This window comes from Rothia sp. HSID18069, assembly GCF_003989155.1.
Lineage (GTDB): Bacteria > Actinomycetota > Actinomycetes > Actinomycetales > Micrococcaceae > Rothia > Rothia aeria.
The window spans coordinates 909,863-932,143 of record NZ_RBMG01000001.1 but is presented as its reverse complement, the minus strand read 5'-3'; the positions used below and the strand labels follow the sequence as shown (position 1 = coordinate 932,143).

At 56.6% G+C, this 22,281-nt stretch carries 22 protein-coding genes; 11 read left to right on the top strand and 11 right to left on the bottom strand.

Going from position 1 to position 22,281, the window contains the following annotated elements; all coding sequences use genetic code 11:
- Positions 1–24: 24 nt before the first annotated feature.
- The gene (locus tag D8M41_RS04150; RefSeq protein WP_006887140.1) at positions 25–354 is read left to right on the top strand and encodes a metal-sulfur cluster assembly factor; all 330 of its coding nucleotides are present in this window, start codon (positions 25–27) and stop codon (positions 352–354) included.
- 134 nt (positions 355–488) lie between these two features.
- Here the strand turns inward: D8M41_RS04150 and D8M41_RS04145 are convergent, their stop codons facing one another.
- On the bottom strand, positions 489–953 hold the full coding sequence (locus D8M41_RS04145; RefSeq protein WP_081481231.1) for an HD domain-containing protein: 465 nt from the start codon (positions 951–953) through the stop codon (positions 489–491).
- Between the two features lie 245 nt (positions 954–1,198).
- Here D8M41_RS04145 and D8M41_RS04140 point away from each other — a divergent pair, with 245 nt between their 5' ends.
- Together D8M41_RS04140 and D8M41_RS04135 are read left to right on the top strand one after the other, a co-directional pair.
- On the top strand, positions 1,199–2,026 hold the full coding sequence (locus tag D8M41_RS04140; RefSeq protein ID WP_126926449.1) for a DUF4253 domain-containing protein: 828 nt from the start codon (positions 1,199–1,201) through the stop codon (positions 2,024–2,026).
- A 74-nt stretch (positions 2,027–2,100) separates the two neighbouring features.
- Complete coding sequence (locus tag D8M41_RS04135) at positions 2,101–2,943, top strand: DUF4253 domain-containing protein (RefSeq protein ID WP_126926448.1); 843 nt, start codon at positions 2,101–2,103, stop codon at positions 2,941–2,943.
- Positions 2,944–3,066: 123 nt separating this feature from the next.
- Here the strand turns inward: D8M41_RS04135 and D8M41_RS04130 are convergent, their stop codons facing one another.
- Entirely contained in the window at positions 3,067–4,068 is a 1,002-nt protein-coding gene (locus D8M41_RS04130; protein WP_126926447.1) for a GNAT family N-acetyltransferase, read from the bottom strand.
- Positions 4,069–4,313: 245 nt separating this feature from the next.
- Between D8M41_RS04130 and D8M41_RS04125 the strand changes: the two genes are divergently transcribed.
- A complete protein-coding gene (locus D8M41_RS04125; RefSeq protein WP_094757785.1) occupies positions 4,314–5,144 on the top strand; it encodes a DUF4253 domain-containing protein in 831 nt (276 codons plus the stop codon).
- A 34-nt stretch (positions 5,145–5,178) separates the two neighbouring features.
- Here the strand turns inward: D8M41_RS04125 and D8M41_RS04120 are convergent, their stop codons facing one another.
- From D8M41_RS04120 to D8M41_RS04110, 3 genes are read right to left on the bottom strand one after another with little or no spacing between them, the layout of a single operon-like run.
- Positions 5,179–5,841: an energy-coupling factor transporter transmembrane component T family protein gene (locus D8M41_RS04120; protein ID WP_126926446.1), complete on the bottom strand. Its 663-nt coding sequence runs from the start codon at positions 5,839–5,841 to the stop codon at positions 5,179–5,181.
- On the bottom strand, positions 5,834–6,649 hold the full coding sequence (locus D8M41_RS04115) for an energy-coupling factor ABC transporter ATP-binding protein (protein ID WP_126926445.1): 816 nt from the start codon (positions 6,647–6,649) through the stop codon (positions 5,834–5,836). The genes D8M41_RS04120 and D8M41_RS04115 overlap by 8 nt, the downstream gene beginning before the upstream one ends.
- 5 nt (positions 6,650–6,654) lie before the next feature.
- Complete coding sequence (locus D8M41_RS04110; RefSeq protein ID WP_006887333.1) at positions 6,655–7,257, bottom strand: biotin transporter BioY; 603 nt, start codon at positions 7,255–7,257, stop codon at positions 6,655–6,657.
- Between the two features lie 259 nt (positions 7,258–7,516).
- Between D8M41_RS04110 and D8M41_RS04105 the strand changes: the two genes are divergently transcribed.
- Positions 7,517–9,115, top strand: a complete 1,599-nt coding sequence (locus D8M41_RS04105; protein WP_006887339.1) for an ABC-F family ATP-binding cassette domain-containing protein — start codon at positions 7,517–7,519, stop codon at positions 9,113–9,115.
- 704 nt (positions 9,116–9,819) lie between these two features.
- Here the strand turns inward: D8M41_RS04105 and D8M41_RS04100 are convergent.
- The 4 genes from D8M41_RS04100 to D8M41_RS04085 all read right to left on the bottom strand — a co-directional run bounded on the left by D8M41_RS04100 (position 9,820) and on the right by D8M41_RS04085 (position 12,611).
- Positions 9,820–10,545, bottom strand: a complete 726-nt coding sequence (locus D8M41_RS04100) for a metal-dependent hydrolase (protein ID WP_006887132.1) — start codon at positions 10,543–10,545, stop codon at positions 9,820–9,822.
- 333 nt (positions 10,546–10,878) lie between these two features.
- Complete coding sequence (locus D8M41_RS04095) at positions 10,879–11,841, bottom strand: SURF1 family cytochrome oxidase biogenesis protein (RefSeq protein ID WP_006887174.1); 963 nt, start codon at positions 11,839–11,841, stop codon at positions 10,879–10,881.
- Between the two features lie 67 nt (positions 11,842–11,908).
- Complete coding sequence (locus tag D8M41_RS04090) at positions 11,909–12,136, bottom strand: hypothetical protein (protein WP_006887165.1); 228 nt, start codon at positions 12,134–12,136, stop codon at positions 11,909–11,911.
- A gap of 31 nt (positions 12,137–12,167) precedes the next feature.
- Positions 12,168–12,611: a DUF3099 domain-containing protein gene (locus D8M41_RS04085; protein ID WP_006887209.1), complete on the bottom strand. Its 444-nt coding sequence runs from the start codon at positions 12,609–12,611 to the stop codon at positions 12,168–12,170.
- A gap of 240 nt (positions 12,612–12,851) precedes the next feature.
- Here D8M41_RS04085 and fabG point away from each other — a divergent pair, with 240 nt between their 5' ends.
- The 6 genes from fabG (at position 12,852) to D8M41_RS04055 (ending at position 17,966) form a co-directional block, all read left to right on the top strand.
- Positions 12,852–13,568, top strand: a complete 717-nt coding sequence (fabG, locus tag D8M41_RS04080; RefSeq protein WP_006887323.1) for a beta-ketoacyl-ACP reductase — start codon at positions 12,852–12,854, stop codon at positions 13,566–13,568.
- A gap of 52 nt (positions 13,569–13,620) precedes the next feature.
- On the top strand, positions 13,621–14,364 hold the full coding sequence (locus D8M41_RS04075; protein ID WP_006887106.1) for an SDR family oxidoreductase: 744 nt from the start codon (positions 13,621–13,623) through the stop codon (positions 14,362–14,364).
- Between the two features lie 115 nt (positions 14,365–14,479).
- Complete coding sequence (locus tag D8M41_RS04070; protein ID WP_006887141.1) at positions 14,480–15,265, top strand: ABC transporter ATP-binding protein; 786 nt, start codon at positions 14,480–14,482, stop codon at positions 15,263–15,265.
- 64 nt (positions 15,266–15,329) lie between these two features.
- The gene (locus D8M41_RS04065) at positions 15,330–16,208 is read left to right on the top strand and encodes a TrmH family RNA methyltransferase (RefSeq protein WP_006887230.1); all 879 of its coding nucleotides are present in this window, start codon (positions 15,330–15,332) and stop codon (positions 16,206–16,208) included.
- 174 nt (positions 16,209–16,382) lie between these two features.
- A complete protein-coding gene (locus D8M41_RS04060) occupies positions 16,383–16,643 on the top strand; it encodes a type B 50S ribosomal protein L31 (protein WP_006887159.1) in 261 nt (86 codons plus the stop codon).
- A 174-nt stretch (positions 16,644–16,817) separates the two neighbouring features.
- On the top strand, positions 16,818–17,966 hold the full coding sequence (locus tag D8M41_RS04055) for an LCP family protein (RefSeq protein ID WP_126926444.1): 1,149 nt from the start codon (positions 16,818–16,820) through the stop codon (positions 17,964–17,966).
- A 119-nt stretch (positions 17,967–18,085) separates the two neighbouring features.
- Here D8M41_RS04055 and D8M41_RS04050 read toward each other — a convergent pair whose 3' ends face one another.
- Both D8M41_RS04050 and pepN read right to left on the bottom strand, forming a co-directional pair.
- Positions 18,086–19,345, bottom strand: a complete 1,260-nt coding sequence (locus tag D8M41_RS04050; protein ID WP_006887334.1) for a hypothetical protein — start codon at positions 19,343–19,345, stop codon at positions 18,086–18,088.
- 271 nt (positions 19,346–19,616) lie between these two features.
- Positions 19,617–22,280 carry an aminopeptidase N gene (gene pepN, locus D8M41_RS04045; protein ID WP_006887287.1) on the bottom strand — a complete coding sequence of 888 codons (2,664 nt, stop codon included), beginning with the start codon at positions 22,278–22,280 and terminating at the stop codon, positions 19,617–19,619.
- Position 22,281: the final 1 nt, after the last annotated feature.

The window sequence follows — 22,281 nt, the reverse complement described above, 5'->3', positions numbered from 1 at the left end:
CTCTCTTTCGAAAGAAGGTGCATCATGACTGAAACGGTGCAGGCACGCCCCTCCCAGGAGGACATCGAAGAGGCGCTCAAAGAAGTTATTGACCCGGAGCTCGGCGTGAACATCGTCGACCTTGGGCTGCTGTACGGTATGCGCTGGGACGATAACGGCACCCTCATCCTTGATTTGACGCTCACCACGGCTGCATGTCCGCTGCAGGACGTCATTGAGGAGCAGGTGCAGGCAAACCTCGATAACGTGGTCGCCGAGTGGCGCGTGAACTGGGTGTGGATGCCCCCGTGGGGTCCCGAACGGATTACTGAAGACGGGCGCGATATGATGCGCGCGCTCGGGTTCAATATCTAAAAGCCCACGTACAATCTGTGCACCAGATAACGTGAGCTTCTCCTTAAAACTAACGGCATCGCCCGATACTCTCACAGTAGAAGGCGATGCCGTTAGCTTATTAAACTATGGGATAGTTTGAGAGTGCTGCCTCATTATTCTCCGAGGCTGAGCAGGGTGAGGCTTTTCGCGTATTTTTTCGCTAGGCGCTCCCGGGTTTCCTCATCTAAGAGGGCGGTACGTTCCGGGTCAGTGTTATCGGCAATATCGGCGTGCTTCACCAACCGGGCAAGCTCATTTGCCCGTACCCGCGCTATGGACTGTTCTAAGGTCTCGCCCTTGCGTTTGGTGAGGGCATCCACCGCATCCACAATACTGACTGAGAAGTAGCGTGCTAAATAATCGAGTGTCACACCTGTGTCTTCAACTGTGTCGTGCAGAAGTGCCACAATCTGCGCCTCAACCCGCATATTCTCGGGGGCCAGCTTACGTACCGCAAACGCCACACGGCGCGGGTGGGTAATATAAGGACGCCCAATCTTATCGGTCTGCCCTGAGTGTGCCTGATCCGCGATGCTGTCGGCCAGGCGAATCATTTCCTTGAAGTAGTTATTCGTCATCATTGAACTCCTTCAATAGCGTTTTTTCTACTCTACGCCGCTTTGGGCAAATGCGCATCTTAAAATGCTCATCCCGCAGCGCAGCGCGACCCCGTAATACGTCGTAAACTGAGGTACAGCACACCCAAAACTATGGGCGAGTATACTGGGGCGGCGGCCTGCAATAATAAAGCAACGCTGCGACTGTTACGAGTAAAACTTCGGTAGGGTAGTGTCATGCCCGCACAACTGACGAAAGGCTCACTATGGCGGCAGGCATATACAAGAAGTTCGTTGAGCTTTTACCCTACCCGCTGCATCTCATAGAGAACCCTACCCGATCGCAGGATGTAATGGGCCCCTACCGCGAACTTCTCAGTGAAGGAGTCCGTGAAGGGTTCACACCCGTGATCCTAACTCTCACCGAGGCACTGCTAGAAGCAATGCGGATGAACCTTGCAGACTGGGCGGGCTGCTCCCAAGAACAGACAGACGCCTGCGCCCTTACCGCCTACACACAGCAGCTGGTTGAGAAGTACCGTTCGGCGCTGCGGGGCACCACCACGATGGATATAGCGCAGCAAGCTTTCACCGGTACTCACCCCGCCGCGGCTGCCGCGCTTTTTCAGGGGGCCGGTGGGGGACTAGCTGATTTCTACGATCACCCCGATTTCACGCTCCATAATGATGCCTCAGATAGTGAACCGGTTTTCCTCGCAGCCCACCAGGTTGAAGACGGCATGGCGCAGCCAGGTTCCTTAATCGTCATAGCAAAAATACCCGCCCAGCATCCCGCCGATATACCCGCCTACCTGCCTACCGGCGGCTGGAATAACTGCCCCAGCACCGATACCCAATTGGCTATCGCCCACTACTGGTACGAGAAATACGGGGCGTACATAGCAACGGTAGGAGGCGATAAAGAGCTGGAATTCAACGTCACCCGACCCAGTACCAACCCCGAAGCCACAAAACGGTTAGCGGCAGAACAGTATATTTTCTGCCCCGAACTAGTTGGGCCTATCTGCAGCAGTTTTGAGGAACTGGCACAGGGGATATACCGCAACCGTCAATGGTACTTTTGGTGGGAATAACCAGACGTGTAGCACAGGGCTGCAACATTCTGTAGGGTTTTAGTAGCAATAATCGTTATTGGAAGGAAAGAACAGTGCCTGAACAAACTCCCACTGAGGTATACGAACAATATACCCGCATCTTCCCCTACCCGCACGAGCGTATCACCGAAGGTACTTCGGCCGAGCAGATCATGGGCCGCTACTACACGCTGCTGGCTCAAGGGAAAGAACAGGGGTATGTGCCCGTATTTGTTCGCGTCACCGACACCTTGCTTGAAGACATTCTTTTCAAGCTTGCAGATGAGCATAACCTGCCGGACGAGCTGGACCTCATAACCCCAGATCACGCCCGAGCATACACCCACAATATGCTTGAGAAATACCGTGCCTCCCTCAAGGATTTATCTGTTGAAGAGCGTGGGAAGAAGGAAATTGCGGAAAACCTTGACCTGTTTCTTGAGGACGAAGAGGCCTTTTTCCGAAACATGGTGGAAACTTTCAAAGAACCCTCGTTCCTGCCTGACGGTATAGAGCACACTGAACAGCCGGTATTCGTTACCATCAACTCGTTTGAAGGCGGCGATAACATAACTGAAGGTGAGCTTCTGCTGGTTCAGGTTCCAACCGATAACCCTGCGGATATTCCCGCTTACCTGCCCTTTGGCGGGTGGAATGACTGCCCCGACACCGAAAGCCAGCTGGCATTCACTCATTACTGGTACCAAAAATACGGTGCGATACCCGGATTGCTGGACGGGCACGACACGCTGGAATTCTATGTTGAACGCCCCGTGACCGACCCTAATGAGGCAAAACAGCTGGCGGTTGAACAATTTGCGTTCTGCAGCGACGCCCCGACGCAGGTTTTTGACAGTTTTGAGACGCTAGCGACCGCTATCCACCACAGCAAACAGTGGTACTTCTGGTGGGACTAAGACCCCACCCAACGGTAGCTGCCATGAAAGCAGTTTCGGCGGGGCGGCCAGTACGAAAATATCGTATTTCGTGCCGATAGCCGCCCCGCACGGGGGCTTTGACGGCTGCGTGGAAGAGGACGACTAGAAAGCGCATTCACCCACCCACACGTAGGAACCTACAATAGTGCGCCCCACCCCTAACGCGTTACGGAGTGAGGGCGCATTGTGCGGGTGGATCGTCCCCCAAAGTGCGCTGCCTTGGTTTATGGCAGTGCTGTGACTGATGCTGTTCATGCCGTGCCACAGTACCGCATTCGCCAGTTTCTGCCCCAGGAACGGCGCATCCAGGCAGATCTCCTCAACACTGTACCCGTGCACGCCCTGTTCGCCGCGTGCCGCGAACGCCAGCACACCCGCCTGCGTCTCATCCACCAGCACCTGCCGTAAGAGGCCATCGGAGGCCGCATCGGCTAAAGACTGGGCGTCCTGTGGGGTGGCCCATTCCGGTAAACCTGGTTTAACCTCGGCAATATCCGCGTAAATACGCGTGCATAAGGCGGCGGCTTCCCCTGAGCTGATTGGGGCCAACTGTACCCGCGCCACATTTTTCGGTGCGGGGCGCTCAAGCAGCGTCTTCAGCTCACCAGAGACAAGGTGCACATCAAAAGCTGAGCCTTGCGCACCGGTCGTTTTCCGCAATTCAGACAGCAGATGATCCGTGCTGCCCGGAACGAAAAACCGCGCACATACAGGCCTGAATTGTGCATATTCGCTCAGCACTAGGCGTGTAAGGCGGGTGATACTGTGCGCATCGCACGGGATATTGGTGGCCACCACATCCACGAAAGGCCGTTCCAGATTTTGCCCCCGGTACCGGATACCCGTTAAGGCCTGGTACTCGTTTACCCCGGTATCGGTGGGGAGCTCAATGACTCGGTTAGCCCACGCCTGCGGGTCCTTAGGGGCCTCATATTCTAGGTTCGGGGCGACTGCGTCCCGGTACTGCTCACCGAACGTTAGGGAGGTACGCTCGTGAACCTCGGCGGCAAAATGCTCAGACCGCCTTGAACGTAGAAGGTCTGGTTCGGAGGTGGCGATGCTCCAAGCGCCCGGGATTAGCTCATCTATGGTAGTTTCTGACACCTTCCCAGCATACCCGTAGGCACACCGCAGAACAGAACCGGGCGAATAACCAGTTACTTAGCCAGCAGCGTACTAGAATTATGCGCCAAATAACTCCCAAAAATTAGGTTATTTAGAGAGGTTTGGGGTGGGACAAGGAGCGTATAAAGCCGCCCAAAAATACCCCAAATAGGCAGGACCTTGAAAACGGTGCCGAAACCCTAAAAACCGGGGTAGACTAGGGAGAACCAATCATCGGAGAAACCATGCCTGAGCCCTACGATCGTTTCATAGCTTTATATCCTTACCCCCACGAACGTATCCGACGCGGCGAACCGCACGAAGAGCTCAACCGGCGTTATCTTAACCGTTGCGAGAAAGGCCGTGAGGAGGGGTTCACCCCCGTTGTGGTGGCCCTCGACCAGACCCTACTTGGCACCATGCTCAACAACATTTCCGTGCGTACCGGAGTCCCCTCAGAATCTGTAACCGCCGAGCAGGTGCGGCAGCACGCGCACACCATTATTGAGGAGTACCACAGTGCGCTAGCTGGTGCTTCGGTTGAATCTCTCGCCCACGCAGCTTTTGAACGGCTCAGCCCCGACACGTTTAAGGGCAGCTACCATGAGCTGATTGAGGGGGAAGCGCTTATTATACCCGGCGAGTACGGTACGGAGGCTACCGCCGTGCAGCCCAAACCGCTGACCCTTATGAGCGCCTACATTAATGAGGAAGCAGACACCCAAAATAGTGACGCGGCGGGGGAACTCATACTTCTTGATATGCCGGTCACTGAACCAGCTGAGGCCTTAGCATACCTGCCCTTCGGGGGGTGGGTTGGGTGCCCTGATGCTGCTGACTTTATGGCGATCGCCCACTACTGGCAGGAGCGGGACGAAGCGGTACCGGCTGTAGTTGCCGCCCAATACACAGAGTTCTACACACCTGAACCCGTTAACACCACACTAGACGCCGCTATTTTGGCAGCAGAACAGTGCATGCTCAGCCCCGCCATGCTCACCGACGTATACCGTGGGTTCAGTAAGCTCTCTGAAAGCCTGTACGGCAGCCACAACTGGTACATTTGGTGGCGCTAAACACCTGGGACGTGCACGCCTCCTAGCAGGAGAGTTACTCATCTAACCCGCGTGCGGCAAGAGCATCACCGGTTTTTTGCGCATAATCAACGGTCTGCACGACGAGGGGAGTAATCAGCCGCCACGTGGATTTAGCCGGTAACCCGCGTGCGGCAGCGGCTTTTAGCAACGTTCCCCAACGGTCCATAATCGCCGGAATTGACCGTATCATAAGCCCAATTGCTAGACCCAGTCGTTCGGGCCGCACCCCCACAAACCGCAGGGGTGCGCAGAACGTTACAACCCCATCAATAAGTACTGGCAGCGGGGTACTGGTGAGGATAATCCGTGAAGCGAGCGTGGCCGCTAGGAGCGTGGCAAGCACATCCGCGCCAAGGTCCCACCCGCCCCACAGGGCATAGTAGAACGCCAGGAGTATGAGAAGCCACCGCATGGCGTACAGCATCCGCAGCAGCTCCATTGTTTTTATACCCGCACTGTAGGCCAGTATGAGGCACACCGCACATACCCCGAAGGCTACCTGCCACCCGGTGAGCGCAAGCAGGAACATAAAAGCTGCGAAAAGGCACGCCTTGAGCCACAGCGGTACCCGGTGCACCGGTGTTGCTAAAGGACGGTATGAACCGATGAGCGCGGCACCCGGGGAGAATTTAGCCTGAAAACTACCGCCGCGTTTGGGGCGTGTGCGTTTACTCATCGTCGCTTCCTAATGTATCAGCAGCACCTCCGCGGGTGTGTTCATGGGGGAAGCCGTGGGAGCACCAGTTACGGTATGTGCGCACGGTGTCTGCGGCGGCACCGTGCGCCATGAGCCGTCCTTCGTGAAGGATAATCGCCTCATCGCAGGCGGCAGCCAAGTCAAGGTCGTGGGTGCTAATCACCAGCATCTGGTTCAGCGTATTAAAGTGGCGCATGAGGTTCAGTCGATTCCGCAGGTCTAAAAGTGTTGTCGGCTCGTCAAGGAGCAGCACCCGCGGATCGGTGGCCAATACGCTGGTGAGCGCTACCAGCTGTTTTTCCCCGCCGGAGAGCGAGAACACGCTCTGGTCCTGCTTGTCCTCTATTCCGCGCTGTGTCAAAAGCTCGTGGGCTTTATGCAGTCGCTGCTTGCGGGTCAGGGTGGGGTTCCGGCGCAGGCTCAGCTCAATATCTTCACGCACGGTGGGCATAATAAGTTGCGCGGCGGGGTCCGAGAAGATCATACCCACCTGTTGCCGTGCTTTGTGCGGGTGGGCGAGCGCATCCACCCCATTGACCTCTACCGTTCCTTCTGAGGGGTGCACCAGCCCATTAAAGAGACCCAGAAATGTTGATTTTCCGCTCCCGTTAAGCCCTAACACCGCGGTGCGGGGTGCCTCAAGGCGCACTGTCACCGAGTCGAGGATGCGCTGGTTCCCACCGTCGGGGAGGTCAACGGTAACGGTTACCTGGTGTGTGCGAAGATAGCAGGGGGTATCTGTGGCTTCCTGCGGAGTCTCTGCTACGCGTCGTCGTGAGAAGAACACCGGTGTTACCTAGCTGTTTTGGCGGATGCGCGCCCAGCCAGTGCGGGGAACGCTCGGTGAACCGCCGCCGCCGCGAGAGCCGCTACGATCGCTTTGGCGGAATCAGGCAGCGCGAAAGATATGACGATACCAGCTGCTTTTTCGAAGGGCATGCGCCCGTTGAATATGAGACCGATGAGGCCACCGGTTGAAAGCGTCACGAACCCGATCATCGCTGCTGCCGCAAGTAGTATCACGGTAAGCGCCGGGTTGAGGCGGCGGCGCACTACCAGGTAGGCCACCACCCCGGCAGCGAGTGCCCCAAAAGGGTAGCCGATGAGGTATCCGCCGGTGGGGCCAGCTAGTGAGCCGAAGCCTGAGCCGCCCTGCGCAAAAATAGGCAGGCCCAGGCACCCCATAAGAACGTAGAGGCTGGTCGCTGCGAAGGCGCGGATCCCGCCTAGAACGAGGGCGGTCACGTAGATCGCTAGCGGGCCTAACGATAGTGGTACGGGTACGCCTGCGATCGGTATGGAAAGCGGCCCAAGTACCGCTATGAAAGCTGTGAAAACGGCTACTAGGGCAAGGTTACGGGCTGAGGATGGGCGGTACGGGGTGGCTGCAGACATGCGTTGGGGTCCTTAACACTTGGTGGATAGAAATTTATTTGAACACTGTTCAAATTATAGGGGTAGTACTAGAGCCTTCGTATATAGGCCTGTAAAAACATGTCATATAACGGTGCCTTATAGAGCCTAGTTCGTACTGAGCACCGTCGTACCGCCATGCGAGTCTGAAATAGCCCGCATGGTGCGCCATCGCGTAAACTTGAGAGGTTGCCGCCATGGTTGGCATCTGTCGCATACCCCACCCGAAAGATCCTGCATCGTGATTTCCGTACAGAACCTTGAACTTCGTGCTGGTGCCCGCCTGCTCATGGAAGAGGTCACTTTCCGTATTGATAAAGGCGATAAGATTGGGCTTGTAGGCCGCAACGGAGCCGGTAAAACCACTATGACTAAGGTGTTGGCCGGGCTTAATCTACCGGCGGATGGCACCATTACCCGTTCTGGTTCAATCGGCTACCTGCCGCAGGACCCCAAAGTGGATGATATGAGCCAGCTCGCCAAGGATCGTATTCTTTCGGCCCGGGCATTGGATGGTGTAGCGCGGAAGATGCGCCAGGCTCAAGATGATATGGCCAGCGAAGACCCGACGGTGCGCGCTAAAGGTATGCGCCGCTACGATAGGTTAGAAGCCGAGTTTATTGCTGGCGGCGGTTACGCGGCGGAGTCTGAGGCTGCGGTCATTACATCCAACCTTGACCTTCCCGAACGGGTACTTTCCCAACCCTTGTCGACCCTCTCGGGCGGGCAGCGCCGCCGCGTGGAGTTGGCTCGCATCCTCTTCTCAAACGCAGACACGATGTTACTTGATGAGCCCACCAACCACCTGGATGCTGATTCTATCCTGTGGCTGCGAGATTTTTTGAAAAATTTTTCGGGTGCTCTGCTGGTGATTAGCCACGACGTGGAGCTCATGGAACTGGTGGTAAACCGGGTGTTTTATCTTGACGCAAACCGGTGCGTGATTGACCAGTACAACATGGGGTGGAAAAACTATCTGATGCAGCGTGAGCAGGATGAACACCGCCGTAAACGCGAGCGCGCCAACGCCCAGAAGAAGGCGAACGCGCTTTTAGAACAGGCCAATAAGATGCGTGCGAAGGCCACAAAAGCGGTGGCTGCTCAGCAGATGATTAAGCGCGCGGAGCGTCTTATGCGTGGGGTTCAGGAAGAGCGTCAGGTCGATAAGGTTGCGGCAATTCGTTTCCCTGACCCCGCTCCCTGTGGTAAAACCCCGCTTTCTGCCCGGGGGCTGTCGAAATCCTATGGTTCGCTTGAGATTTTTACAGACGTTGATTTGGCCATTGACCGGGGTTCACGGGTGGTGGTGCTGGGACTCAACGGTGCGGGTAAGACTACCCTGTTGCGTATGCTGGCGGGTGCGACTCAGCCGGATACAGGTGAGGTGGTGTATGGTCACGGGGCGAAGCTGGGGTATTTCGCGCAGGAACATGAAATTCTTGAGGGTGAGCGCACTGTTTTTGAGAATATGAAATCTGCTGCGCCGGATCTGGATGATACGCGGGTGCGCACTATCCTTGGTTCGTTTCTTTTCTCAGGTGATGATGTTGATAAACCGGCCGGGGTGCTTTCGGGTGGGGAGAAGACCCGTCTGTCACTGGCTACACTGGTAGCTTCTAGCGCGAATGTGCTGCTGCTTGATGAGCCGACGAATAACCTTGACCCGGCTTCTCGGGAGGAGATCCTGAATGCTTTGAAAGCGTACACTGGTGCCATTGTGATGGTCTCGCATGATGAGGGGGCCGTTGAGGCGCTGAACCCCGAGCGGGTTTTGCTGCTGCCGGACGCGGTGGAAGATCTCTGGTCGAAGGACTATCAGGATTTAATTTCGTTGGCGTAGCACGCCGAAAACGGAACCACATTATACCCGCCCGCCCTGGTTTTCCACTGGGGTGGGCGGCATCTGTATATCGTGTGTGTCTCTGAAATACGGGGTGCACCACGGGGCGGGTATTGGTGCAGTTGAGCTGCGAAGAGGGGTTGCGTTTCTACGATTTAGTGTTGCTTTGGGCCCGTATCACCGTATTTTTGAGAGTTTTGCTATGGGGTTTGCCGGAGAGAGTATTGGTTTTGAGATATTGGCTGCGGTAGTGATGGAAAAAACCGCTTGCGATTGTGGGTTTTCCGTATAAAAATCCGTTGTATTGTCGTTATATTGCGGACAGTAATGTGGGTTTCTAGAAATATCGGTGTGTGCCTGCCTACATTTTGGGTTTTTGGCTGGAAAACCAATACTGCACGGGTCTACACTGGATGTGTTCCCGCTGATGCGAGGACGCAAAAGCAAAAGAAGGGGCTTGTCCTTGTAGGTCAAGCAAGCATATTGGGACAGGAGTCCTTGTGCTGACAAAAGGAGAACATATGCACAACACTGAGTACGAGAAGTACCCCACCTCCGGTGAAGAGAACGTCGAGGTCGACGTCCACTGGCCCATCCAGGACGCATAAGCCGGAGAAGCTATAAAGGATTCGACGCCCCGCCCATCGTTTTGATGAGGCGGGGCGCTCCTGTGTCTTCTTGTGTCTGTGCAACGTTCCCAAAGGTTATTGATGTATGCCCAGCCCGGCTGTCTGTAGGGGGTAGGGGATGAGGCCACCAAGTGCGGCCGCATACCAGCCGATATAGAGGGTCAGTAACAGCACCAATCCTTTTTCGCGGGCGCTGCCAGCATCACCCAGAAGCGGTAAGGCCATGTAGCCACTTTTCTTCCAAAGTGCCGAAGCAACCGGAGGTTTAAGGATGATGGGGTATAACGGCAGAATTCCTCTGGTGGTCAGGGCATCTCCTATGAGGTGTATGGTTGCCCCTACTGAAATAGCCCAGGGGAGTAGGCTGAGCGAGCCAGTGGTGTAAGCGGCGTACCCCAGGATAATGGCCCCAATCCAGCCGCCTGGTGCACCGAGAACACGCAGAGCTAACCCACCAGAGAACCCCGCAAGTATGAGCGAAACCCAGGGGACACCCTGGTAGGTGAGCTGAATACTGAAGTATGCGATAGCCCAGAAAGCGATGAGTCCTATCAGTGAATGGGTGCCTTTTCGATGCCCACCGCTTATAGCGCCCACCACGCGTGCAAGCCAGCGTGAAAGTGGCGGTATGGAGTTGGCGATACTGCCGTTGTGGTGATCAATATCGGGTAGCATACCCGCGCCAGCGCAGGCAAGAGTGGTAACGATCAGGGTGGGTGTATCGGGCACCTGCACCACACCGGTTTCAGCAAGTATGAGCCACCCGGCGGCCGCGCTCACGGTGTGCGAGTAACCCATCATAGGCGAAACCTCTTCGAAAATACTTTGCAAAAATCTTTTCTAAACAGGACTAACTATAGCAGGTTTTCGAAGTAAAATTCGATACAAATATATGCATGACTATCCGCGGCAGGAACGGTTAGAAAATACGTTTTACTAGGACAGTCAGCGCCGGGAATAAACGGAAAGAACATATAGCAGGGGAATGCTGCAGAGTGGCTGAGTATCTTCAGGCGGCATTGACGCAGACACCTCATACCCTACCTTGTTCGTCAATGAAAGAAATGGTGTTTACACCTTCCTGCGGGCCCTCGCAACACGCCGCCGGGTGTTGACCGGTTGGGCTTGCAGTTCTTACGAGAGCCCATTCAAAAACGCGTCTTCCTCTTCTTCATCGGTGGGCCGGGAACGTTTCCTTGCGGGCCTGGGGCGTACGATCGACTTCATATGCGAGGGCATATCATCAATCATCTCCATTTTGCGAAGCACCACAGCCTCGTCTTCCTCACCCACGTAGGTGCCGTCCTCGTTGTAGAACTGCCCGTAGTAACGTTCCAGCTCCGCCGCCACCTGCGCATCCAGCTCATCGTTGCGCACTTTTTGCCGTGCACTCCAGAAATACACCACATAGATCAGTACCGCGAAAGCGTACCACTGTAACGAGTAGGAAAGGTTTGGCCCATTATCTAACTCGGGCTGCGCTTTCTGCTGCGGGCGGCTGGCAGCGGCTGGGTTCTCAGCGTCAAGCAGCCCGTAGGCGCCAGCGCTAACTGGCTGTGAGGTGCGTTCGGCGATTTCCTTCAAATCAATAGAGGCCACCTGCCCCTGTGGTGCTTCTTTCCCTGTGGCAGATTCCCCATTATGCACGCGCGCAACAATACTCACCTGCCCCTGCGGCGGGGCGGGCACTTCCTCGCGCGGGGCCGCGGCATCCGATGAGCTGGCGGGTAACCAGCCGCGGTTTATCACAATCACCTGCCCGTCATCGGTGCGGAAAGGAACCAGCACCTCAAAACCGTTTTGCCCCTCATAGGGCCGGTTGCGGGCCAATAGGGTCTTCTCGGGAAGATACTGTCCACGCATCTGAACCGGATGCCATTGAGTATTAGGGTCGTAGTCTGTAAAGATCCGGGGCTTATCCTCCAGCCGGTAGGGGTCAGCATGGTAGTTCTGCACGATCAGAGAATTACGCCAGTCAAGAGCCTCCTTACGGCTCATCTGCCACCCCGCCAGGTACACGCACAGCACAGAAAACAGCACACACAGGATGAGAGCTAATATCCATTTGCTGGTGAGCAGAAAACGGTATGTGCGCATGAATCCTTCCGGGCGGTGATAGAACAGAAACAGAGTTAACAGTACAGTGCCGCTGAGCGGGTGTCAGCTACTGTGGAAACGGCAGGGTCTGCTTCCAGAACTGGCGTTCTTTAAGATAATTCTCTAACCATGCCGTATGCTCGTCGCAGGCAAGCCAGATTTTACGCCGCTGTGGGGTATGGATTTTTGGATTATTCCACAGGATCTGGTGGGTAGCCTCGGTAGTGCACCCTTTACGGGAACAGATATCCCCAGTGGGTGCTGCATCGCCTGAGAGCGAACCTAATAAGTCCACTGCTAGCCCCTCCTCACACTTTACTCTGCGACTAGGCCCGGTCAGGTCCAGCCGGGTGTGCCTGTAAATCAATGACCTCGGAGGTATTGTACGACGGCTTCCCAGAATCTTGTTCCTGCATGCTGGCGGTTAATGCCGGCTGGGGGACATTATGCTTGTAGGGAACGAAACCACTATTGCGGTTTTTAGCTTCCCCATTGGCGATTACAACAGCCGCCCACGGCAGCACCGCTGAACCGGCTACAAACGCCCACCGCATCCACCCGTCCACCAGTACCGCGCAGACAATACACACCACTCGCAGCGACATTTTAAAAATGTACTCGCGGGAGCGTTTATTAACCCGCTGCGAAAGCGGCTCATCCGCACCGGTGATACAGTATGCGTCATCTTGCTCCGCCTGATCTTCAGGGGTCTGTTCTAGTCGGTACCCGTGGTCGGCAAGGTCTTCAGCCGTCCAGTATTTTTCGGACACAGAATCCCTCCCCTTTAGCGCGTCGTGTGTGCTGTATCCATCTGTTGGTTGGGTGCGCCACACCCCGCTGCAACAGTTCGGTGCGGCCCTCAAAAGCCGCCATGTCTTCCAGTGTAGACCCCGTGGAACACTTTCAGCGTAGACCTGCAGAATATGAAGCGTTAAGAGTCCCGCCCGGCAAGCTGGGTATAAACGGCGTAAAATATTAGAAGACCAATAAGCCTACCTGTAGGGAAAATAATGAGCGAAACCACCCCCAAAACTGTTCTCGTGACCGGCGGTAACCGTGGCATCGGCTACGAAATCGCTAAAGAATTCAAAGCGGCGGGGCACAACGTATGCGTAACCTACCGTAGCGGGGACGCCCCCGAAGAGTTTTTTGCCGTCAAAGCCGACGTGCGTGACAGTTCAAGCATCACCGAGGCGTTTAAAACCATTGAGGAGCAGTTCGGCCCGGTGGAGGTTCTTATCGCCAACGCGGGTATCACCCGTGACACCCTGTTACTGCGCATGAAGGAAGAAGACTTTACCGACGTCATCGACACGAACCTCACCGGCTCCTTCCGGGTAGTTCAGCGCGCCATCAAGGGGATGCTTAAAATTAAGCGGGGGCGTATCATCCTGGTGTCTTCCGTGGTGGGCCTGTACGGTTCACCGGGGCAGGTGAACTACTCCTCCTCGAAGGCCGCACTGGTAGGAATGGCACGTTCCATCACCCGCGAGTTGGGCGGGCGTAATATCACTGCGAACGTGGTCGCCCCCGGATTTATTAATACCGCAATGACCGAGGTGCTGCCAGAAGAGACCAAACAGAACTACCTCGATACCATCCCCGCCAAGCGCTTCGCCGAACCGGAAGAAGTTGCGCGCGTGATTCGCTGGCTCGCATCCGATGAGGCAAACTACATCTCTGGTGCGGTTATCCCCGTGGATGGCGGCCTGGGAATGGGCCACTAGCACACCACACATCATTAACCACCGTTTTCGTTCAGCAAAGGACTCATAAGCTATGGCACAACTGACCGGCAAAACCGTTATCGTCACCGGCTCCTCCCGCGGGGTGGGTGCAGACACCGCACAGATTCTCGCAGCCGAAGGGGCGAACGTGGTGGTGAATTACCGCTCCAAAGCACCACGCGCCGCGAAGATCGTCACCTCCATTGAGGAAGCTGGCGGTAAAGCAATCGCCGTGCAGGCTGACGTCACCAATACCGCCGACTTGCAGAACCTGGTGCAGACGGCGGTAGACACCTACGGTTCCCTTGACTACCTGGTGCTTAACGCATCCGGCGGCATGGAGAGCGGCATGGGCGAAGACTACGCGATGCGCCTCAACCGTGACGCGCAGCTTGAACTGGCGCGCCTAGCAGCCCAGAAAATGCCTGCGGGCGGGCGTATCGTGTTTGTTACCAGCCACCAGGCACACTTCATCCGGGAAGTTCAGACCATGGCAGAATACCAGCCGGTCGCCGAGTCAAAACGGGCGGGGGAGGACGCCCTCGTCGCAGAAATCCCGGCACTTGCGCAGAAAGGCATCTCCCTCGTTATTGTCTCTGCCGACATGATTGAGGGCACCGTTACAGCGACCTTACTCAACCGTCTGCACCCCGGCGCCATTGAGGCCCGCCGCGAAACCGCTGGGAAGCTCTACACGGTTAACGAGTTCGCCCACGAGGTCGCCAAAATGGTCACCGCAGAGGTTGAGAGCGGCCATGTGGAACTTGTCGGCGGCGCACGCGGGTTCATCGACTAGCCGCACCACGCACCCGCCCAGTACCGTGTACGGGTGGAAGATACACCGGCCGGTTCGTGGCGGGGCCACCTGAGAGCATCCACACTATCTAGAAATTCACAGCAGAGAAGAAAACATGAGCACCGTACTTAATCTTCACAACGTTAACGTAGTACGCGGCGGGCGCAACATTCTTCGGGATGTTAGCTGGTCCGTGAACGAAGGCGAACGCTGGGTTGTCTTAGGCCCTAACGGGGCTGGTAAGTCTACCCTCTTATCGATTGCTGCAGCCCGGCTGCATCCCAGCGGCGGGGAGGTTGAGATCCTGGAGGAGACCCTCGGGGCGGTAGACGTCTTCGAATTACGCCCCCGTATTGGTATCTCCTCAGCGGCATCCGCCACGCAGATCCCCGGACACGAGAAAGTGTCCGACGTGGTGGTGACCGCCGCCTATGCTGTTTCGGGCCGGTGGAAAGAAGAATACGAGGCGATGGATGATGCCCGCGCTACCGAGCTGCTGGCTGATTGGGGTGTTGAAACGCTCGCTGAGCGCACTTTTGGTTCTCTCTCCGATGGTGAACGTAAACGTACCCTCATCGCCCGTGCCCTCATGACCGACCCGGAGCTGCTGCTGCTGGATGAGCCCGGGGCGGGTATGGACATTTCCGGCCGTGAGGACCTCGTGGAACGTCTGAGTGCGCTAGCTGCCGATCCTTACGCCCCGGCAACTGTGCTGATTACACACCACCTCGAAGAAATCCCCGCAGGGTTCACCCACGCTTTGCTGCTGCGTGAGGGGCAGCTGGTGGCTGCCGGGCCGATCGCGCAGACTATTACTGAGGAGAACCTGGCGCGCACCTACGGCATGGACCTGGCCTTAACCACTACCGCCACTGGGCGTTACAGCGCCTTTAAACACTAAATAGCAGCCCTGTCGCTGGGTGTTCCCGTCGTACGACGGGAACACCCAGCGACAGGTGCAGCATATGAAAAGCATGAGAAAGAAACAACTATCTGCAGCCGATATTGCAGCCCGAACAGAGCGGGTGCACGCTATTTCTTCCGTGGTTCCGTTGGAGCAGGCCCCCGAACAGGCTCTGCAGTACTACACCCACCTGACCGATGTGAGATTACGTTCGGTGCTGGAACCCCAGTGGGGTATTTATATTGCTGAGTCTTCCAAGGTAGTGCGTCGGGCGCTCGACGCAGGGCACCAGCCGCTCTCATTTCTAATGAGCGAAAAGTGGGCCGATGATCTTGCGGATGTGTTGCGGGCGCACCCCGAGGTTCCCGCCTATGTGGGCCCGGAGCAGGCGTTAGAGGGTGTCACTGGGTTTCATCTGCACCGCGGGGCGCTGGCGGTGATGGCCCGCCCCGCCCCGGTTCCTTTAGAGCAGCTGGTGGCTGAGGCCTTTCGGGTGGCTATCCTTGAGGACATTGTGGATCACACCAATGTCGGGGCTATTTTCCGTTCTGCTGCCGCCCTTAACGTGGATGCGGTACTCGTGAGCCCCCGCTGCGCTGACCCGCTGTACCGTCGTTCCATTCGTGTTTCAATGGGGACCGTTTTTCAGGTTCCCTGGGGGCGCTTAACCAGCTGGCCGGATGACCTTGAACTGTTGCACAGCATGGGGTATGAGACCGCCGCCCTAGCATTACACCATGATTCTCTCACCCTTGAGGAACTATCGAGCAGGCGCTACCCGAAACTGGCGCTTATTATGGGCACTGAAGGGCATGGGCTGTCGGCGCGGACTCTTGCTGCCGCGAAACACACGGTCATGATCCCCATGTCTCACGGGGTAGATTCGCTCAATGTGGCTGCCGCCTCGGCTGTAGCGTTCTGGGAGACCCGCCCGCGCTAGTGAGTGAAGCGATAAAAACCTGGGTGTGCGCACCCGTCTGAAAAGTGATACTCTTGATGCTGGTTGTGTGCGCATCAGCGCCCGAGAACAACCGTTTGATGCGCTCAAGCACATCATACCTACCCCATCCATATAAGGGCTGCTGGCAAAATCCAGTGGCAGAAGAAGGTAAAAATGAAGGCAGATATTCACCCGGAATACGGCCCGGTGTTGTTCCGAGACCTCGCATCCGGCAAGGTTTTCCTCACCCGTTCCACCATGACCTCCGCTAAGACTGAGAAGTGGGAAGACGGCAATGAGTACCCCATTGTAGAGGTCGAGATTTCCTCCGAATCTCACCCGTTCTACACCGGTAAGCAGCGCATCATGGACTCCGCAGGCCGCGTCGAGCGCTTCAACGCACGCTTCGCGAACTTCGGCAAGAAGTCCTCCTAAATTTTTCGTTGCACTAAATAATTTCTCATGCACCCCGTAGCCGCAGACGTCGCGGGTACGGGGTGTCTTTTCACACACACATCCCCACACTATGGGGCAGGCACATCAGCTATGCGCCCGAGCCGATGGAGGCACCTGCAGGCGCCATAAAATTTCAGCACATAAAGGAATATCATGAGCGGAACACTCACTCAGGCTCTTCGCACCACACCCAGGAAAAAATGGGTTAAACGCTCCCTTATAGCTTTGCTTATTATTATTCTGGCCCTACTCTTGGGGGTCGGGTTTTATGTCTGGAGCATCGGGCACACTTGGGATAGCCAGACTCAGAAGTTTGACTCGATCACTGACTCTCAGGACGGTCTTGATAACCTCAAGAAATCCCTTGGTGACCCCCCAGCAGCCCCCACCTTCACCGGGCCCGAAGGTAAGGACCCCAAATCTCTCGCCAGTGAGAAAGATCAGAATGGTGACGGCATCCTTGACACTGTTGAAGGCGGCAAAACCCGGGATATCGTTGATAGCCCCGGCACAGATATCCTGCTTCTAGGGAGCGATTCTCGTGCTGGCTCAGCCGATGCCGCGAAAGTCAGCGGACAGCGTGCCGATACTATTATGCTCATGCATATCCCCAAAGACGGTTCGGGGGTGTACCTGATCTCCATTATGCGTGATAGCTGGGTGAATATCCCCGGGTACGGCAGCGCAAAGGTGAACGCCGCCCTGAACTACGGTGGTATTGGGCTGCAGGTAGCTACCATTGAGCAGCTGCTGGGGATCAAAATCGACCATGTGGCTGAGATCGACTTCACCGGGTTCAAAGACCTGACCAACGCCGTCGGCGGGGTAGACGTTCAAGTACCCGTCGCCTTTAAAACCGGGGTGTGGTCGTACACCCCCGGCACCATGCACATGGACGGCAGTACGGCGCTGGCGTTCGTGCGTGAACGCTACTCTTTCGCTGCCGGTGACTACCAGCGTGTACGCAACCAGCGCGCCTACCTGCGGGGCCTGTACAACACCCTTAAAACTCAGGGGGCGCTGAGCAGTATCGGGAAGTTTAAGACGGTTGTAGATTCCCTCAGCGGCTACCTGACTGTTGATAAGGGCCTGGACTCCTCACAGGTCGCTAACCTGGCGGCCCCGGTGATTACGAACGGATCCACTGCAATGCACATGATGAGCCTACCCAACGCAGGGCCCGGGTGGTCTATGGATGGGCAGTCTATTGTTCTGGTGGATCAGAAAGCGAACGCCGATCTTACCCGTGCGCTGCAGAACGATATGATCACCGATTTCACCTCCGTATACGGTGAAGACTAGTCGCGCAGCGGAAGGCTAACGCTCGGCTGGTGCCTCAGTTACGGTATACGTGAAGGCCCCCATCCCCGGTAATATAACCTGGGGTGGGGGCCTTCATTCGCGTAGAACCGCGACGGGCTTTAGTGGCGCGCCGTATTAAGCGGTTTCTCCGGTTTCTCCTGCTGTTGTTGGGCCTCTTTCTGAGCCTCATAATCGGCGTATCGGATGACTGATGGGCTTACCGCCATCTGCCGCCCAACATACAGGGTGGCTAAGACCAGTACCGCCCCCAGCGCCATAATAATGAAGCCTACCACCAGGTATGAGAATGCCACGATCAAGCCGATTAACAGCGCAGCCAAACCGGTGACGCTCATAAGAGTCAGCAGGCGGCGGCGCTCGCCCCGTACGACGGCTTCGGTGCTGTCCTCCTGCAGCCCCTCAGCCCTGAGAGTTTCAGGAGCGGCGGTCTCAGCGGGGGCACCTCCACCGGTGAGCGCGCTCATGAATCCGCGTCGCTTCTTCGTTGTTGATTCCTCAATAGCGGAGCGGTTATTCTCACCCTCAGTGGCAACATATGCGTCAGGAACCTCATAGGCCACCCCTTCGGGGAGCAGCTCAGGAACATTATTTGGCAGGGTGCGGTACCATTCCGCCGGGATCTCGCTGGCTCGCAGTGCTTGAACCGTCAGTGAAAGCTCCAAGCTATTGCCACGGATAGTACCCCAGGCGCTTGTGAGGCGGTTACGGTCATAGGCGTACTTCACCACGGGAGCTAGCTGCGCGGACATTTGTGTGCTTAGCCGGCCCACCAACTTACGGTCGTGGAGTACCTCAACTGTGTCGATAAGACGCCCATCTGAGAGCTTCATCTGGTTCGCCTCAAGGGTCAGAATCACACGCCCTTCACCATTGGGGGGCAGGATACTGTGCAGGTACTCTGAATGGTCTTTCTCATCAAGAACTTTCATTGACTGCCCCTGCGGAAGCAGGGCCGCTCGTGCGGGGGCCTGGTTAATGGGGAAGAGCGAACCTGGTGCTGAAAGCGACAACACACCGTAGCTTTCGATGCGGGTGCCCTCACCGACACGGCGCGCAATAGCTGAGAGCTGCAGGTGAACTACCGGAACGTAACCTGAAGCAACTACTCGCGTTATTGGCTCCCAGTATGCGGCTGAATCCTTAACACTCATTCGGCCAACTTTGAGCTCGTCAATGTACACGGCGATACTCTTAGGCTCATAAGGATTATCTGGTTCTGGTACGAGGTGGGCCTCTCCGAACCAGATGCGCTCGCGGTCAATGTGGAGTTCTTCAAAGACTTGAAGGGTTTCGGCCTCGTAGTAGCCATCGGTAACAATCTCGACGCTTCCGCGGTCACCGAGGATGTAGTCGACCAAAGTAAACTCCTTATATTTATGTGGATACATTTATCGGGTGACAGATAATGCTTCTATTCTCTCATGTTTTTGAGACTGAGCCGAACAGAGGTACAGCAAAAACTGGCGATTCTCTGACCCAAAACTTTTTGCGGTTTTAACACCTGTGACGAGTCGTGGGCGCGGTACCTGGTATGCCGCGTAAACACCGGCAGTACGCAGGTGCCCGGCCCTTGTCCCGGTGGGGTGCGCTGGGCGCCTGCGTCTATGAGGTGAGCGAATACACAGGTGTTTAGTGTGTCGCGTTGAACTTCTGCGCGTTCAGGTTACGCCGGGTGAGGTCTTGGGCCTCAAGGATGAGGCGACGTAACGCTGAGGGTGCTTCGGGGTGCTCCTGCAGCCAGCGTTCGGCGAGGGCTACCGGGGCGGTGTTATCCACGTCTAATCCTGCGGCTGACCCGTGGCCGTAGGAGATGCGCGGGTAGAGCCCACGTACGATACGGGTGGCCATCCCAATGGACCGGGACTCCCAAATATCGCTCAGCGCCGCGAAGTAGCTCTCGAAGTATGGTTCACGCAACTCATCGGGGCCGAGCCGGAATCCGTTGGCGGTTGAGGAGAGGGCGTCGTTTGAGAGGGTGCTGTCTTCCATAACTGTACGGTATGCTTCTGCCTTGTGCTCGGCCTGCGGTAATGCCGCGAGCGCGTAAGCGTAACCATTGGCTGAGATGGAGGAGGGGTTGTAACCGGCAGCCTGCTCCAGCTCAGCGACGCTCACAAGGTTCCGTTCGGCGAGGGCACCAAGGGCAGCCCAGCCAAGGTTCTGGTCGTAGGGTATGCCTGTGGCCACTGCAATGTCTCCGGTGGTGTCTTCAAAGGCCCCGCGGGCGATGTCGCGGCATGTTTCTTCGCCTTGGGTGGCGACGCCGCTAACCGTGATGAGGGCGCGGAGCAGGATGAGCTGCGCATCCGAGCCGGGGGAGGCGGCTGCAAGGGCGGTGCTGAAGGCATCATGGAGTGCGTTGTAGAGGTTTTCCCGTTCTGTTTGGGAGGCATAGTTCGCTACCGCTGCTTGGGCGTGGGAGACCATGCTGCCAAGCAGGGAGGCGCTGGGCTCGAGGGACACGTTGCGCACTACTGCATCTACGAAGGTGCTGACTGGCAGGCGGGCATCACGCACATTCTCCCAGAGTGCGCCCCAGATCAGCCCGCGAGATAGCGTGGATTCGAGGGTGGATACACCAGCGATTGCAGCCTGCAGCCCATCGTCGTTAGTGAGCGCCACTTTTGCGTAGGTGTGGTCCTGGGCGTTGAGCATGAGCAGGTCGGCTTCACCCACCTGCTTTTTGTGCTCATCGGTGAGCTCAACCCGGTGTTCTGTGATGGGCTCATTGGGGTATTCCAGGGAGAGTACCCCTGTTGAGACCAGTCGGTTCTCATGCTGGCGGAAGGTCTCTAGTTTGACCACATGCGGGCGCCCCACCCCTGCGGGTATGCCTTCGGGGAGCTGCTGGGTGAGGTACAGGTCGGTGAGTTGTCCGTCGGGTCCGTAGACGCGGCGGGTTCCCAAAGTTGAGAGACCTGAGGTTTGCAGCCAGGCCCGTGACCACGCCTGCATATCCCTGCCGGATACTTCGTTGAGTACGGACAGGAAATCGTTGAGGGTGGTGTTCGCCCATTCGTGGCGTTTGAAGTACACGCGGGCTGCTTCGATGAAGGTTTCGAAGCCCACGTAGGCGACCAGCTGTTTGAGGGTGGAGGCCCCTTTGGCGTAGGTGATGCCGTCAAAGTTTTGGCTTGCCGCCTCAAGGTGCGCAATGTCGGCCACGATCGGGTGGGTGGTGGGCAGCTGGTCCTGCTGGTATGCCCATGCTTTGCGCTGGTTGGCGAAGGTGACCCAGGCGTCTTTGAACCCGTTGGCTTCGATAGCGCCGAGAGTGCCCATGAAATCGGCGAAGGATTCTTTGAGCCAGAGATCGTCCCACCATTTCATGGTGACTAGATCGCCGAACCACATGTGCGCCATCTCGTGGCAGATGGTGTTGGTGCGCCCCTCCAAGTCATCCTCGGTGGCACCAGAAACAAAAATGTAGTCTTCGGTGAAGGTCACCATACCCGGGTTTTCCATGGCGCCAATATTGTATTCGGGCACGAATGCCTGCTCATACTTGGGGTATGGGTAGGGGTAGTCGAAGAGGTCTTGGAAGAAGTCCAGCCCGTTTTTGGTGACCCGGAAAATATTGTCGTAGTCGAAATGCGGTTTGAGGGAGTATCGGCAGTAAGCAACCAACGGCACGTCTCCACTATTGACGGTGCTCTTGGGGCGGTAGGTGTCGGTTGCGGTGAAGTATTCTCCGGCAAGAATCGCGGTGATGTAGGTGGAGATACGTTCAGTGGGGGCAAAAACACGTTTGGTGATACCCGAATCGGTGGGGTCGGGTACTTCCGTTTCAAGCACCCCGTTAGAGCTGACCACCCATTCTTTGGGGGCGGTGACCCGGAAATTGAAGACAGCTTTCAGGTCGGGCTGCTCAAAGTTCGGGAAGACTCGGCGGCAGTCGGCGGGCTCGTACTGGGTATAGAGGTATACGCGCTGATCGGAGGGGTCGATGTAGCGGTGTAGGCCCTCCCCGGAGCGCGAGTAGTAGGAGCGCCCATGAATGGTGAGTTCGTTGTGTTTGGCCAGGTTCGGCAGTTTAATACGGGATCCGTCAATGACTTCGGCGAGGTTCAGGTGGGTGCCGTTGAGCCTGACTGAGTCAATGGAGTGGTGAATGTAATCGATGAATGTTTCGGCTCCAGCTTTGGCGTCAAACCGTACGGTGGTGACGGTGGGGTAGGATTCTCGGGTCTCGTCCTTGGCATGGGTGAGATCCAAATGCACGTGGTATGACTCTACGGTGAGTAGCTCTGAGCGGTGCGCGGCTTCTTCGCGGGTAAGGTTCTCATTCTTCATA